18 protein-coding genes are annotated in these 13,439 nt (G+C 71.0%); 4 read left to right on the top strand and 14 right to left on the bottom strand.

The window, feature by feature from the left end; all coding sequences use genetic code 11:
- Positions 1–40: 40 nt before the first annotated feature.
- Both LH62_RS16445 and LH62_RS16440 read left to right on the top strand, forming a co-directional pair.
- Positions 41–1,660, top strand: a complete 1,620-nt coding sequence (locus LH62_RS16445; protein WP_043363061.1) for a benzoate-CoA ligase family protein — start codon at positions 41–43, stop codon at positions 1,658–1,660.
- On the top strand, positions 1,657–2,052 hold the full coding sequence (locus LH62_RS16440) for a RidA family protein (RefSeq protein WP_043363058.1): 396 nt from the start codon (positions 1,657–1,659) through the stop codon (positions 2,050–2,052). The genes LH62_RS16445 and LH62_RS16440 overlap by 4 nt, the downstream gene beginning before the upstream one ends.
- A gap of 197 nt (positions 2,053–2,249) precedes the next feature.
- On the opposite strand, the gene LH62_RS16435 is transcribed toward LH62_RS16440, so the two are convergent.
- The 8 genes from LH62_RS16435 to pqqA all read right to left on the bottom strand — a co-directional run bounded on the left by LH62_RS16435 (position 2,250) and on the right by pqqA (position 7,505).
- Positions 2,250–2,492 carry a hypothetical protein gene (locus tag LH62_RS16435; RefSeq protein WP_043363056.1) on the bottom strand — a complete coding sequence of 81 codons (243 nt, stop codon included), beginning with the start codon at positions 2,490–2,492 and terminating at the stop codon, positions 2,250–2,252.
- Between the two features lie 17 nt (positions 2,493–2,509).
- Positions 2,510–3,622, bottom strand: coding sequence for a pyrroloquinoline quinone biosynthesis protein PqqE (pqqE, locus tag LH62_RS16430; protein WP_052214584.1), 1,113 nt, complete (start codon positions 3,620–3,622; stop codon positions 2,510–2,512).
- On the bottom strand, positions 3,619–3,888 hold the full coding sequence (pqqD, locus tag LH62_RS16425) for a pyrroloquinoline quinone biosynthesis peptide chaperone PqqD (protein WP_236552564.1): 270 nt from the start codon (positions 3,886–3,888) through the stop codon (positions 3,619–3,621). The genes pqqE and pqqD overlap by 4 nt, the downstream gene beginning before the upstream one ends.
- Complete coding sequence (pqqC, locus tag LH62_RS16420) at positions 3,885–4,613, bottom strand: pyrroloquinoline-quinone synthase PqqC (protein ID WP_043363049.1); 729 nt, start codon at positions 4,611–4,613, stop codon at positions 3,885–3,887. Before pqqC ends, pqqD begins: the two co-directional genes overlap by 4 nt.
- On the bottom strand, positions 4,610–5,539 hold the full coding sequence (gene pqqB, locus LH62_RS16415) for a pyrroloquinoline quinone biosynthesis protein PqqB (RefSeq protein ID WP_043363047.1): 930 nt from the start codon (positions 5,537–5,539) through the stop codon (positions 4,610–4,612). The genes pqqC and pqqB overlap by 4 nt, the downstream gene beginning before the upstream one ends.
- 9 nt (positions 5,540–5,548) lie before the next feature.
- Positions 5,549–5,875 (bottom strand): cytochrome c, encoded by a 327-nt coding sequence (locus tag LH62_RS16410; RefSeq protein ID WP_043363044.1) that lies wholly within the window; start codon positions 5,873–5,875, stop codon positions 5,549–5,551.
- Positions 5,875–7,251, bottom strand: coding sequence for a sorbosone dehydrogenase family protein (locus tag LH62_RS16405; RefSeq protein ID WP_082012609.1), 1,377 nt, complete (start codon positions 7,249–7,251; stop codon positions 5,875–5,877). Before LH62_RS16405 ends, LH62_RS16410 begins: the two co-directional genes overlap by 1 nt.
- A 161-nt stretch (positions 7,252–7,412) precedes the next feature.
- On the bottom strand, positions 7,413–7,505 hold the full coding sequence (gene pqqA, locus LH62_RS16400; RefSeq protein ID WP_043336367.1) for a pyrroloquinoline quinone precursor peptide PqqA: 93 nt from the start codon (positions 7,503–7,505) through the stop codon (positions 7,413–7,415).
- Between the two features lie 99 nt (positions 7,506–7,604).
- Here pqqA and LH62_RS16395 point away from each other — a divergent pair, with 99 nt between their 5' ends.
- Positions 7,605–8,633: an aspartate-semialdehyde dehydrogenase gene (locus tag LH62_RS16395; RefSeq protein ID WP_043363042.1), complete on the top strand. Its 1,029-nt coding sequence runs from the start codon at positions 7,605–7,607 to the stop codon at positions 8,631–8,633.
- Between the two features lie 15 nt (positions 8,634–8,648).
- Here LH62_RS16395 and LH62_RS16390 read toward each other — a convergent pair whose 3' ends face one another.
- Genes LH62_RS16390 through LH62_RS16380 form a run of 3 tightly spaced genes read right to left on the bottom strand, consistent with a single transcriptional unit; the run spans position 8,649 to position 9,894 of the window.
- Positions 8,649–9,110: a nitroreductase family deazaflavin-dependent oxidoreductase gene (locus tag LH62_RS16390; RefSeq protein ID WP_201445516.1), complete on the bottom strand. Its 462-nt coding sequence runs from the start codon at positions 9,108–9,110 to the stop codon at positions 8,649–8,651.
- Between the two features lie 52 nt (positions 9,111–9,162).
- Positions 9,163–9,480, bottom strand: a complete 318-nt coding sequence (locus LH62_RS16385) for a DUF6496 domain-containing protein (protein ID WP_043363040.1) — start codon at positions 9,478–9,480, stop codon at positions 9,163–9,165.
- A 12-nt stretch (positions 9,481–9,492) separates the two neighbouring features.
- Positions 9,493–9,894, bottom strand: a complete 402-nt coding sequence (locus LH62_RS16380) for a ferredoxin (RefSeq protein WP_043363038.1) — start codon at positions 9,892–9,894, stop codon at positions 9,493–9,495.
- 131 nt (positions 9,895–10,025) lie between these two features.
- Here LH62_RS16380 and LH62_RS16375 point away from each other — a divergent pair, with 131 nt between their 5' ends.
- Positions 10,026–10,394 carry a phasin family protein gene (locus LH62_RS16375; RefSeq protein ID WP_043363035.1) on the top strand — a complete coding sequence of 123 codons (369 nt, stop codon included), beginning with the start codon at positions 10,026–10,028 and terminating at the stop codon, positions 10,392–10,394.
- Between the two features lie 27 nt (positions 10,395–10,421).
- Here LH62_RS16375 and LH62_RS16370 read toward each other — a convergent pair whose 3' ends face one another.
- From LH62_RS16370 to LH62_RS16360, 3 genes are read right to left on the bottom strand one after another with little or no spacing between them, the layout of a single operon-like run.
- A complete protein-coding gene (locus LH62_RS16370) occupies positions 10,422–11,222 on the bottom strand; it encodes a crotonase/enoyl-CoA hydratase family protein (RefSeq protein ID WP_043363032.1) in 801 nt (266 codons plus the stop codon).
- On the bottom strand, positions 11,219–12,223 hold the full coding sequence (locus LH62_RS16365; protein ID WP_043363030.1) for an acyl-CoA dehydrogenase family protein: 1,005 nt from the start codon (positions 12,221–12,223) through the stop codon (positions 11,219–11,221). The genes LH62_RS16370 and LH62_RS16365 overlap by 4 nt, the downstream gene beginning before the upstream one ends.
- Before the next feature lies 1 nt (position 12,224).
- A complete protein-coding gene (locus LH62_RS16360) occupies positions 12,225–13,364 on the bottom strand; it encodes an acyl-CoA dehydrogenase family protein (RefSeq protein WP_043363027.1) in 1,140 nt (379 codons plus the stop codon).
- Between the last annotated feature and the right edge of the window lie 75 nt (positions 13,365–13,439).

Below are 13,439 nucleotides of genomic sequence, written 5' to 3'. Positions count from 1 at the left end.
CGCACAGCCGGCCGACTGCACTCCGGACAGGGAGGTGGCGATGGATGGCATGATGATGGAGACCGTCTCGGCGCATGTGGACGGCTTCGCGCGGGAGCGGTTGCCGCCGCGGGAGCAGTGGCCGGAATTCCGCTTCACCCTGCCGCAGCTGCGGTATCCGCCAAGGCTGAACTGCGCGAGCGTGCTGCTCGATGGGAATCTCGCCGCGCGGGCGGATCATCCGGCGCTGGTGACGCCGGCGGAGACGCTGACCTATGCGCAGCTCGCCGAGCGGGTGAACCGGATCGCCAATGTGCTGGTGCATCGGACGGGGCTGGTGCCGGGGAACCGGGTGCTGCTGCGGGGGGCCAATACCGCCTGGATGGTGGCAGCCTATTTCGCCGTGCTGAAGGCGGGCGGGATCGTCGTCGCCACCATGCCGCTGCTGCGCGCCAAGGAGCTAGGGCAGATGCTGCGGAAGGCGCGCATCAGCCACGCGCTCTGCGATGCCAGGCTGCGCGAGGCGCTGGCCGGGGCGGAGGCGCCGGATCTCGCGCATGTGCTGCATTGGGGGGACGGGGAGCTGGAGGGGCTCTGTGCCGGGGAGAGCGCGGAGTTCACCGCCTGTGATACGGCTGCCGAGGACATCTGCCTGATCGGCTTCACCTCGGGCACGACGGGAGAGCCGAAGGGGACGCTGCATTTCCACCGCGACATGCTGGCGATCTGCGATGCCTATGGGCGGGAGGTGTTGCGGCCCGAGGCGAGCGACGTGTTCATCGGCTCGCCGCCGCTGGCCTTCACCTTCGGGCTCGGGGGGCTGGTGCTGTTCCCCTTCAGCGTCGGCGCGACGGCGGTGCTGCTGGAGCGGGCCGCGCCGGATGACTTGCTGCCGGCCATCGCGCGGCACCGGGCGACGGTGTGCTTCACGGCGCCGACCGCGTACCGGGCGATGGCGGCGAAGGCCGGGGAGCATGATCTCTCCAGCTTGCGGAAATGCGTCTCGGCGGGGGAGGTGTTGCCGAAGCCGATCTTCGAGGCGTGGCGGGAGGCGACGGGCCTCAAGCTGATGGACGGGATCGGCGCGACGGAGATGCTGCATATCTTCATCGCGGCGCGTGAGGAGGAGATCAGGCCCGGGGCGACGGGGCTGCCGGTGCCGGGTTATGAGGCGAAGGTTGTCGATACCGAGGGTGAGGAGGTGCCGCGGGGCGTGGCGGGGCGGCTCGCGGTGCGGGGGCCGACGGGATGCCGCTACCTCAATGACCCGCGGCAGGCGCGGTATGTCGAGCGCGGCTGGAATATCACCGGGGATACCTACATCCAGGACGAGGACGGGTATTTCTGGTACCAGGCGCGGAGCGACGACATGATCGTCTCGGCCGGCTACAACATCGCGGGGCCGGAGGTGGAGGCGGCGCTGCTGACGCATCCGCTGGTGCGGGAATGCGGCGTGGTCGGCGTGCCGGATGACGAGCGGGGGATGGTGGTGAAGGCTTTCGTCGTGCTGGCCGAGGGCGCCGTCGGCGATGCGACGACGGTGCGCGCCTTGCAGGAGCATGTGAAGGCGGAGATCGCGCCCTATAAGTATCCGCGCCGGGTGGAGTTCGTGGCGAGCCTGCCGCGGACGGAAACCGGCAAGCTGCAGCGCTTCGCCTTGCGCCGGGGAGAGATCGCGTGAGCCTCGTGAGCCTTCAGCCGCCGGGCTGGCCGCAGCCGAAAGGCTATGCGAACGGCATGGCAGGACGCGGGAAGACCGTGCTGCTCGGCGGGCAGATCGGATGGGATGCCGAAGGGCGTTTCGCCGGGGGCTTCATCGGGCAGGTGGAGCAGGCGCTGCGGAACATCCTCGCCGTGCTGGCCGAGGCGGGGGGCGGGCCGGAGCATATCGGGCGGATGACCTGGTACGTCGCCGACATGGCGGAGTACCGGGACAGCCTGCGGGCTCTCGGGCCCGTGTATCGTGCCGTGATGGGGCGGCACTTCCCGGCGATGACGCTGGTGCAGGTGGTGGCGCTAGTGGAGCCGGAGGCGCGGGTCGAGATCGAGGCGACGGCGCTCATCCCCGACTAGCGGTTTGCTCCGCACCGGCTCGAGGAGCCCGCTCCAACGGCTGTCGTTTTTGCGAGCCAATTACTCCGACCGGATGCTTCCATCCGACCGGAGTTTGCTCCGGTACTCCCGCGAAACCGCCGCGCGGCTTGGCGGGGCCCCGGATCGTCGCTCGGCGCCTGAGGCGAAGGCCGGGCACCCGGCCCGGCCGTGACGGGTCAGATGGGGTTGGCGCCGGCCATGGGCTCGCCCTCGTCGGGCATCGACTCGGTAGTGGGCATGGGCATGCTGGTGGTGTCGTCCTTCCAGCTGTTGCGGCGCTTCATCGCCTGGCGGGCGAGGCAGGCGCCGCCCACGGCGGCGGCGCCGAGGCCGAGGCCGGTGAGGAAGGCGAAGCTGGCGACGACCATGCCGGTGGTCGTGGCAGCGGCGGCGGTGGTGGCGGCGGCGCGCATAAACATGCTGTCTCTCCGGGACGTCAGGTTAGAGGTGGGGCGGGTGTGGGCTGAGGCAAGCGGCCGGGCTCCCGGTAGGTGAAGCCCTCCCCTGCCCGGTCGGAGGCGTCCAGCGCCAGGGCGAGCAGGGCATGGTGGGGCGAAAGCGCGCAGGCTGGATCGGTCGCCCCCGCATCGCCGGTGAGGGCGAAGGCCTGGCAGCGGCAGCCGCCCCAGTCCTGCTCGGCGCGGGCGCAGCCTCGGCAGGGCTCGGGCATCCAGCCGGTGCCGCGGAAGCGGTTGAAGGCCTCCGACGCTTCCCAGGCCTCGCGGAGGGTGGTCACGCGGGCATCGGGGAAGTCGAAGCCGGGAAGGCTCTCTGCCGCGTGGCAGGGCAGGATGCGGCCGGCGGGGGAGACAGCGAGGAAGCGCTGGCCCCAGCCGCCCATGCAGGATTTCGGGCGCGTGGCGTAGTAGTCAGGCACCACGTAGTCGATAACGAGGCGGCCGCGATGGGCGGCGCGGGCGGCCTCGACCGTCGCCGTCGCGGCGTCGAGCTGGGCGCGGGTGGGCATCAAGGCGTCGCGGTTCGCCAGCGCCCAGCCGTAGTACTGGACGTGGGCGACCTCCAGCCGGCCGGCGCCGAGGTCGAGGGCGAGGTCGATCATCGCAGGCAGGCGGTCGAGATTCTGGCGGTGGACGACGGCGTTGAGCGTCAGCGGCAGGCCGGCTTCGGTGACGAGGCGGGCGAAGTCGAGCTTCTTCGCGTGGCCGCCGCGATAGCCGCCGATGCGGTCGGCGGAGGCGGCTTCGGCATCCTGGACGGAGAGCTGGACGTGATCGAGGCCGGCCTCGGCCAGGGCGTCGAGGCGGGTGCCGTTCAGCAGGACGCCGGAGGTGATGAGGTTGGTGTAGAGGCCGGCCTCACTCGCGGCGCGGGTGAGGTCGAGGATGTCGCGGCGGGCGGTGGGCTCGCCGCCGGAGAGGTGGATCTGCAGGCAGCCGAGATCGGCGGCCTCCGCGAAGATGCGGGACCAGGTGGCGGTGTCCAACTCCTCGCCTGGGCGGGAGAGCGCGGTGGGGTTGGAGCAGTAGGGGCAGCGCAAGGGGCAGCGATGGGTGAGCTCGGCCAGCAGGGCGAGCGGGGGGGCGGTCATGCGGTGACAACGCCCTTGGCGGCCAGATCGTCCAGCATGGTGGTGATGTCGGCGAGGATTTCCTCGCGGGGGGCGGTGTAGCGGGCGGCAAGGGTGTCGGCGATGGCGGCGAGGCTGCTGGTGCCGTCGAGCAGGCGGATGACCTCGAGGGCGATCTCGTCGGGGACGAACATGCGCTCGGGGCCGAGGACGACCCATTGGGCGCGGGCCTTGTCCTCGCGGAGCTTCATGCCGCGGGCCAGGCGGGGGACCGTATCGGGCCTCACGGCTTGAATGCGCCGGGTGGGGGCAGGGCCGGCTCGACATAGGCGAAGTGGAGCGCGTCAAGCTGGGCCCAGAGGAGGTCGCATTTGAAGCGCAGAGCGGCGAGCACCTGCTCCTGCTCAGCGCGGCTGCGGGCCTCGCGCTTCACGTAGCCGAGGGCGAAGTCCACGTCCTGCGGGGCCTGGGTCAGGCGGGGGGTGAAGTAGGCGAGGGTTTCCTCGGAGACGAACTCGTAATTGCGAAGCATGCCGGAGACGCGCTCCGAGATGATCGCGGGGGAGAACATCTCGGTCAGCGAAGAGGCAACGGCTTCGAGGATGGAGCGGGACTTCACGAAATTGACGTAGGCGTCGACGGCGAAGCGGGTGCCGGGGAGAAGGCCTTGCAGCGAGGTGACGTAGTCGCGGTCAAGGCCGAGGCCGTCGGTCAATTTCAACCAGCGCTCGATGCCGCCGGGATGGGTGCCGTCGCCATCGTGGTCGACGATGCGGCGGCGCCATTCGCGGCGGAGCTCGGGCGTCGGCAGGCGGGCGACGAGCGAGGCGTCCTTCGCCGGGATGCTTGCCTGGTAGTAGTAGCGGTTGAGCGCCCAGGCCTGGACCTGGGCCTTCGTCAGCCTGCCGTTGTGCAGCAGGCGGTGGAAGGGGTGGTGGACGTGGTAGCGCTCGGCGCCGATCGCCTCGAGGCGGGCGTGCAGCTCGTCCGGGGAGAGCAGGTCGTCGGTCATGGGGTGACCTCCATGCCGTCCTCGGCGACCTCCCAGCCGGCGGCATGGACCGCTGCGCGCTCGGGGCTGTCGTCCAGCAGGACGGGGTTGGTGTTGTTCAGGTGGATCAGGATGCGACGGCTTATGCCGAGGTCGCGGCAGGTGGCGAGGACGCCCTCGGGGCCGGAGATGCTCATATGGCCCATGCGGCCGCCGGTCTTGGGGCCGGCGCCGGCCAGGATCATCTCGTCATCGCGCCAGAGGGTGCCGTCGATGAAGAGGCAGTCGGCGTTACGGAGGCGGGTGGCCAAGGCCGGGGTCATCGCGGCGCAGCCGGGGATGAAGTGGAGGCTGCGGCCATGGGCCGAGAGGCGCAGGCCGATGGTCTCGCCCTCATCGGCGCGGCCGGGATCCCTGCCCTGCTCGGCGAAGAGCGGGATCTTGCCGGGGACAGGATAGGCCTCGACCGTCAGGCCAAGGAATGTACCGGCGGCATCCGTCAGCGGGAGCGGCGCCTCCAGCGGCAGCGGGCGGCGGGGGACGAGGGCCGGGTTCACGGCGAGGAAGATGGGGTTGGCGGCGATGATATCGAGTGATTGCGGGGCGCCGTAGAGGGCGAAGGGATGGCCTTCGCGGAGCGTCAGCAGGCCAGTGATGGTGTCCACCTCGGCGCCGGTCAGGACCACGGCGGCGACGGGCGAGTGGCGGATGGCGCCGTCGCGTGGCCGCGGGTGGAGGGCGGGCGTCGCCTGGAGCTGGGTGCGGAGGTCGGGCGAGGCGTTGAGCAGCACCCAGCGCTCGCCATCGGCTGTCACCGCCAGCGAGGCCTGGGTGCGGGGGCGCACGGCGGGGTCGCCGGCGCGGGCGCGGAGGCAGCCGGGGCCGGCGGAATTCCATTGCGGGAAGCCGCCGCCGGCCGCGGCGCCGAGGACGATGGCGCGAAGCATGTGGGGAGACTAGCGCCCCGGGGGCGTGGCCGTCACCTCGATGGCGGCGTACCAGGCGGCGAGGTTGGCGATGTCGGCCTCGCTCAGTGGGGCGGCCATGAGGTTCATCTGCTCGTGGACGCGGACTTTGTCGCGGAAGGCGCGGAGCTGGGCGGCTAGGTAGATGGGGTTCTGGCCGGCGAGGTTGGGGGCGTCGGGCTGCACCGCGATGCCGTCATTGCCGTGGCAGACGGCGCAGCGGCCGCCGGCGAGGCGGCGGCCGGCGCGGGCGTCGCCGTCCTGGGCAACAGCGGGGCTGGCCAGGAGGAGGGCCAGCCCCAGGAGCGCGAGCCGCATCAGCGGCGGCGGTCGTAGGAGATGCGGTAGACGGCGCCGGCCATGTCGTCGGAGACCAGCAGGGAGCCGTCGCGCAGCGTCGCCACGTCGACCGGACGGCCGAGATACTCGTTGGTTTCGGAATCGAGCCAGCCTTCGGCGAAGGGCTTGTGCTCGCGCACCGTGCCGTCCTGGTTGAGGAAGGTGACCATGATGCGGGCGCCGATGGGCGTCGTGCGGTTCCAGGAGCCGTGCTGGGCATTGAAGATGGCGCCGCGGTATTCCTCGGGGAACATGCGGCCCTCGTAGAAGGTCAGGCCGAGATCCGCGGCGTGCGGGGCGGTCTCGACGACCGGCGGGACGGTTTCGGCCGGGGCCTGGGCGGTGCGGTACTCGTTGGTGCGGACGCTGCCGCCGCCGAACCAGGGGAAGCCGAAATTCTGGTTCGCGGCGGTGATGCGGTTCAGCTCGCCGGGCGGGGTGTCGTCGCCCATGCCGTCCACCTGGTTGTCGGTGAACCAGAGCTCGCTGGTGTTCGGGCGGAAGGCGATGCCGACGCTGTTGCGGATGCCGCGCGCATAAACCTCGCGGTTCTGGCCGTTGCGGTCCATCCGCACGATGCCACCGATGCCGACGCGGTTGTAGACGTCCATTTTGGCCGGCGCGGGCACGTTGAAGGGCTGGCCGAGCGAGATGTAGAGCTTGTTGTCCGGGCCGATGCGGCAGACGCGGGCGCCGTGGTTGAAGCTCTCCTCCGCCGCGGGGATGAGCCCGCCCTGCGGGACGACCACTTCGGCGGCGACGTCCGGCGTCTCGTAGAAGAACTCGGCCGCGGGGAAGGCGATGACGCGGTTGTGCTCGACGACGTGCAGGATGCCGTCGGGCGAGAAGCAGAGGCCGTTGGGGACGCTGAACTGCACCGAGGGGGCGAAGACCTTCACCTCGTCGGCGACGCGGTCGCGGTCGCGGTCGGTGATGGCCCAGACGCGCTGCTTGCGGGTGCCGACGAAGACGACGCCGGAGGAGGGACCGACCGCGATGTGCCGCGCGTCGGGGACGACGGCGTAGAGCTCGATGCGGAAGCCCTCGGGCAGGCGGATGGATTCGAGGTTGCGGCGGATCGCGTCGGCGCGGCGGCCATCCTGCGGCACGGTCTCGATCTGCATCGAGGTGCCGGTGGTGCGGAATTGGCCGAGGCGGTCGAGGTTGTTCTGGCCAGCATTGGGCACGGGGCCGGGCGGGGGCGGGCGGACCGCGGGGCTGGTCTCGCCGGGGACGGCGCCGCCGGTGTTGGTGGGGGCGCGGCCCGGCTGGGCTTGGTTCTGGGCCTGGTTCTGGGCAACGGCCGGCGTGGCCACGGCGATGGCGGCGCCGAGCAGGATGGCGAAATGCTTCATGGGTCCCTCCCCGCTTCCGCCTTCGCGGCGGTTCGCCTGGGAGCATGCGCAGGCAAGCGGCGGCGGCGGGATGACATCGCCGTGAGAAGCAGGGGCCGGTCGCGACAGCGCCGCGCAGAGGGGGTGCCCCGGCGCGGCGCTGCGTTAGCCTAGACCGGCGGTCAGCCGATTTCGGCGCAGGCGTAGCTGTTGATTTCGAGGGCGAGCGAAACTTCGGTCACCCGCGGCTTCTTCCAGGCCATGATATCCTCCATCGGAGTTGGTGGCCGCTTGATAGTGGGGCCGGGATCGGCGATGGGCAAGCATTCGCTGAGGCCGGACGCGCCGAAGCGGAAGGATGCAAGGAGCAGGGCATGAGCTACAGGGTCGCGGTCGTCGGCGCCACCGGAGCCGTGGGGCGCGAGATCTTGAAGACCCTGGCGGAGCGGGACTTCCCCGTCCGCGAGGTGGTGGCGCTGGCCTCGGCGCGCTCGGTGGGGGCGGAAGTGTCCTTCGGCGAGAAGTCGGTGCTGAAGGTCAGGAGCCTCGAGAGCTTCGACTTCAAGGGGACGGATATCGCGCTGTTCTCGCCGGGCGCGGCGATCTCGGCGGTGCATGCGCCAAGGGCTGCCGCCGCGGGGTGCCTGGTGATCGACAATACCAGCCGGTTCCGCATGGAGCACGACGTGCCGCTGGTGGTGCCGGAGGTCAATCCGCAGGCGCTCAAGCGCCTCGGAAAGCGCGGCATCATCGCCAACCCGAATTGCTCGACGATCCAGATGGTGGTGGCGCTGAAGCCGCTGCACGACATCGCGCGCATCCGCCGCGTCGTCGTCTCGACCTACCAGTCGGTGAGCGGCGCGGGGAAGGAGGGGATGGACGAGCTGTTCAACCAGACCCGCGCCATCTACGTGAACGATGCGACGGTGCCGGAGCAGTTCACCAAGCCGATCGCCTTCAACGTCATCCCGCATATCGACGTCTTCCAGGAGGATGGGGAGACGAAGGAGGAATGGAAGATGACGGTGGAGACGCGGAAGATCCTCGATCCGGACATCGCCGTCATCGCCACCTGCGTGCGCGTGCCGGTCTTCGTCGGCCATGCCGAGGCGGTGCATGTGGAGTTCGAGGTGCCGATCTCCGTCGAGCAGGCGACCGAGGCGCTGCGGGATGCGCCAGGGGTGCAGCTCGTCGACAAGCGGGAGGATGGCGGCTACGTCACGCCGATCGATGCGGCGGGGGAGGATGCGGTCTTCGTCAGCCGGTTGCGGCGCGACCCGACGGTGCCGCATGGGCTCGCCTTCTGGTGCGTCAGCGACAACCTGCGGAAGGGGGCGGCGCTGAATGCCGTGCAGATCGCCGAGCTGGTGGTGGCGCAGGGGATCGTGGAAGGGAGGCGCTAGGCGCCTCCCCACCGGTTACGCGATGGGGTCGAGCATGACGACCGGGATTTCGCGGTCGGTCTTCTTCTCGTAGTCGGCATAGGGTGGCCAGAATTCGAGGGCCTGCTTCCACAGCCGGGCGCGCTCCTCGCCGGAGACGGTGCGGGCGCGAGCCTTGGTCTTCAGCGTGCCGACCTGGACCTCGACCTCCGGGTTGGCGACGAGGTTCTTGTACCAGCCGGGATGCTCCGGGGCGCCGCCCTTGGAGGCAACGATGACATAGCCCTCGCCGACCTTGCCGTAAAAGAGTGGGAAGATGAAGCGCTCGCCGGACTTGCGGCCGGTGGTCGTCAGCAGCAGGGCGGGGACGGTCATCTCGGCATAGCCGGGGGGCGTGACCGTGTACATGTGGCCGTCGGTGCCGCCGCTCGAAAGGTAGCGGTGGATGTGGTCCAGCATCCATTGCGGCAGGTTGGGGGCGATCTTGGCCTCGGGCATGGTCGGGATCTCCTCGTCTCCGCCCGAGGCTACACCCTCCGCCGCGCGGCGGCTAATGCGCGTTGAGGGCGCGGACCAGGGCGGGCTTGTCCATGCGGGAGCGGCCGGGGATGTTGCGGCGGCGGGCCTCGGCCATCAACTCGGATTTGGTCTGGCCGCTGTCCTGCTCGCGGGCCTCGGTGTGGCGGAGGTTGCGGCGGTTGCGGGCGGGGGTCTCGTCGCGCGAGGCGCCGGCCTCGTGGAGCGCGATGGCGACGGCCTGACGCTGCGAGCGCACGGGTGCGCCGCGGCTGGTTTCCAGGTCGCCCTCCTTGAACTCGCGCATCACGCGCTCGATGGTTTCGCGCTGGGGCTTGGATTGCTTCGCCATGGCATGGGCCTCCTACTTCATGGCATCGAGAAGGGACTGGCAGGCCTCGGCGCAGGCGTCGCAGGCCTCGGCGCAGATGCGGCAATGGGCGTGCATCTCGGCATGCTCGCGGCATTCGTCGGCGCAGGCACCGCAGGCGATGATGCAGGCCTCGAGCGCCGCCTCGGTCAGCGCACGGTTCGGCTTCGTCATGCGGGAGACGATGCGACCGGTCGCGGTGCAGAGGTCGGCGCAGTCGAGGTCGAGGCGGATGCAATAAAGCAGCATCGCCGGGTCCGTCTCCGCCATGCAGGCATCAGCGCAGATGGTGCAGCTCTGGGCGCAGTCGTAGCAGGCGGCGATGCAGCTCTCGATCGCGGCCAGCGCCGAGGGCTGGTGCGGCTGGTTGCGGAGCATCTCGGCGAGATGGGTCATGCTGGCACGCCTCGGTCCGGTGATGCGGGGACAACGCGGGCGGGCAGCCGGCCGTTCATTTCAGGCTGGCGCGGGGCGGGCGGTTTCCGGCAAGCTTGCCTTGGTGCGGGAACGTAAAAAAGAGGTCGGCCATGGAGGGATCGGCGCGGCGGGGCTTCCAGCCCCTGGTTCCGGAGCCGCCGGACCTGATGGCGTTGCATCGGCACGGGCTGGAGGTGATGGCGGCGGCGAACCGGCTGGCGCTCGGCTGGCTGCGCAGCGCGGCCGAGCAACAGGCAGCCGCCAGCCGGCGCACTTTCGAGGAGATGTCCGAGGCGGCACGGCGGGTGGCGGCGGCGGGGGCCGGGTCGGATCAGGCGGAGGCGATGCTGGCCATGCTGGACCAGGCGCGCCGGCTCGGGCTGGAGACCGCGGAGGAGCTCGCCCGGCTGATGGAGCGGGTGCAGGGCGAGGCGCTGGAGCTGATGGACCGGGCGATGCGGCCCCCGCAGGAGAGGTAGGCGCCCCAAGGATAGGCGCCTCCCCGGTCAGCGTCCGGTGAAGGTCGGCTTGCGCTTCTCCAGCATGGCGTTGACGGCTTCCTTGTGGTCCTCCGTCGTGTGGGCGAGGGCCTGGAAGGCGGCGGACATCTCCAGCAGCGTCGAGAGGCGGGTATGCTGGCCCTCGCGCAGCAGCTTCTTGGTCATCCGCACCATCTCGGGCGGGTTGGCGGCGATGCGGGCGGCGAGCGCGCCGGCGGCGGCCATGAGCTCCTCATGCGGGACGACCTTGGAGACGAGGCGGACCTCCTTCGCCTCCTGCGGGCTCAGCAGATCGCCGGTGAAGCTCATCTCGGCTGCGACGGACATGCCGACGACGCGCGGCAGCAGCCAGGCGCCGCCATCGCCGGGGACGATGCCGACCTTGACGAAGCTTTCGGCGAAGCTCGCCTTGTCCGAGGCGATGCGGATGTCGCACATGCAGGCGACATCGAGGCCGAGGCCGATGGCCGGGCCGTTCACCGCGGCGATGGTCGGGGCGTCGCAATCATAGAGGGCATTGGCCATGGCCTGGACGCCGCGGCGGTAATTCTCGCGCACATCGGCATGGCTGCCCTCGAGGATGCCGCGGCGGTCGCGCATGGCCTTGAGGTCGCCGCCGGCGCAGAAGGCGGTGCCGGCGCCGGTGAGGATGACGGCACGCACCGAGCGGTCGCGGTTGATGCGGTGGACGGCGGCGACGACGTCGTCGCAATCGGCGAAGGTGGAGATGGCGTTGCGCTTCTCGGGCGCGTTGAGGGTCAGGGTGATGATCGGGCCATCCTGCTCGTACTTCACGTAGTCGGTCATGCGGCGGGTTCCTCGTCGCGGCTGGTGAGGTCGGCCCAGAGATGCGCACCGCCTCTTGCGAGTGCGGCGTCGCCGATGCGGCGGGCCCAGAGCCGCTCCGGCCCGGCGCCGTCGCGCCAGGACCAGATGCGGCGGGTATAGAGGTGCAGCGGGTGCTCGTCGGTGAAGCCGATGGCGGCATGGACCTGGTGGACGATCTCGGCGCCGGTGCCCCCGGCCTCGCCGGCCACGATCTTGGCGGCGGCGATCTCGAATTCGGCACCGGCCAGGCCGCGGCGGTCGGCGGCGCGGCCGGCATTGGCGACGGCGACGCCGGCGGCCGCCACCTCGCCGGCGCAGCGGGCAAGGAGCTGCTGCACGGCCTGGAAGCCGCCGATGGGGCGGCCGAACTGCTTGCGGGTGTTGGCGTAGTCGACCGTCATGTCGAGCACCGCCTCCAGCGCGCCGGCGATGCGGGCGGCGTTCAGCAGAGCGCCCGCGAGGAGGGCGGCGTCGGGGCCGTAGGCGGCGGGGAGGCGGCCTTCAGCCAAGGCCGTGCCGAGGACCGGCTGGTCGGCGGGTTCGCGGGCGATGAGGCCCCTGCCCTGCTGCCAGTCCGTGGGGGCATGGAGCGAGATCTCGCCGCCGGGGGCGAGGGCGAGGTGGGTGGCGCGGCGGCCCCAGGCGACGGCCTCGCCAGGGAGGCCGAGGGCGATGAAGCCGGTGGGGGGCGCGATGCCGGCGGCGGCCAGCAAGGCGGCGGCGGCCATGCTCTCGCCGAGCGGGATGGGGGCGGCGTGGCGGCCCATCACCTGCCAAAGTGCCGCGGCGTCGCCCCAGCCGAGGCCGACGCCGCCCTGCTCCTCGGGGACGAGGGCCAGCGGGAGGCCGAGGGCTTCGGCTTCCGACCAGAGCGCTTCGGGCCAGGTGTCGGCCTCGGCGGCGCGGAGGGTGGCGGGGTCTGAGCGGTCGGCAAGCAGGCGGCTGACCTGCTCGACCAGCATGTCGCGGATGTCGCTCATGTCAGCGGAGCCCCAGCTGGCGGGCGATGATGCCACGCAGGATTTCGCGGGTGCCGCCGCGCAGGCTGTAGCTGCGGGCGACCATGGTCATCAGGCCGAGCATCTCGATCACCTGCGGCGGCGTGCGGGCCGGGTCGACCAGGGCGCGGATCCTCTCGGGCAGGGCTTGCTCGAAGTCGTTGCCGGCATCCTTCACCAGGGCGGCCTCGCGGGCGGGGGTATGGCCCTCCTGCAGCATGCCGGCGACGGAGAGGGACATCTGGCGGAGGGTGGCGGCGCGGGCCAGCAGCCGGCCGACGGCCTCGGGGGCGGCGGGTTCGGCGCGGAGGTCGTCGAGGGCCTCGGTCAGCAACGGGAGGGAAGAGAGGTAGCGCTCCGGTCCGGCGCGTTCAAAGGCGAGCTCGGCGGTCGCCTGTTCCCATCCATTGCCTTCCTGGCCGACCAGCATCGAATCAGGAACGAAGACGTCGTCGAAGGTGATCTCGTTGAAGCCGTCCTGGCCGACGAGGTCGAGGATCGGGCGGATGGAAAGGCCGGAGCTGCGGAGATCGACCAGGAACTGGCTGAGGCCCTGGTGCTTCGCGCGCGCGTCAGGCGCCGGGGCGGTACGAAGGAGCGCGATCATGAAGTCGCAGCGATGGGCGCTGCTGGTCCAGACCTTGCGGCCGTTGACCTTCCAACCGCCCGGGACCTTCTCCGCCTTGGTGCGGAGGCTGGCGAGGTCGGAGCCGCTGTCGGGCTCCGAGAGGCCGATGGCGAAGGCGAGCTCGCCGCGGACGATGCGGGGGAGGAATTCGCGGCGCTGCTCCTCGGTGCCGAGGCGAAGGATGAGGGGGCCGGATTGCCGGTCGCCGATCCAGTGGGCGCCGACGGGGGCGCCGACGGCCAGCATCTCCTCGAGCACGACGTAGCGTTCGAGGGCGGTGCGCTCCCCTCCCCCGTAGGTTTTCGGCCAAGTCATGCCGATCCAGCCGCGCTGGCCGACCTCGCGCGAGAACTCGCGGTCGAAGCCCATCCAGGAATAGGCGGGAACCATGGGCGACCAGTCGCGGCCGGCCTCGGCGAGGAAGGCGCGAAGCTCGGCACGGAGGGCGGGCGCCTCGGCGGGCGTGTCCCGGAGCGGGAATTGGAGGCTGGGCATGGACGTTCTCCCTTGCCTCGATTGGTGCCCCGGATCGGGCGCGGGCGCTACCCCCCTCTCGACAGGGCGGGGGTG

Source organism: Belnapia sp. F-4-1, assembly GCF_000802185.1.
In the GTDB taxonomy this organism is placed as follows: domain Bacteria; phylum Pseudomonadota; class Alphaproteobacteria; order Acetobacterales; family Acetobacteraceae; genus Belnapia.
Note: the sequence above shows the minus strand (reverse complement) of the source record. Positions and strands in the feature narration are given on the sequence as shown.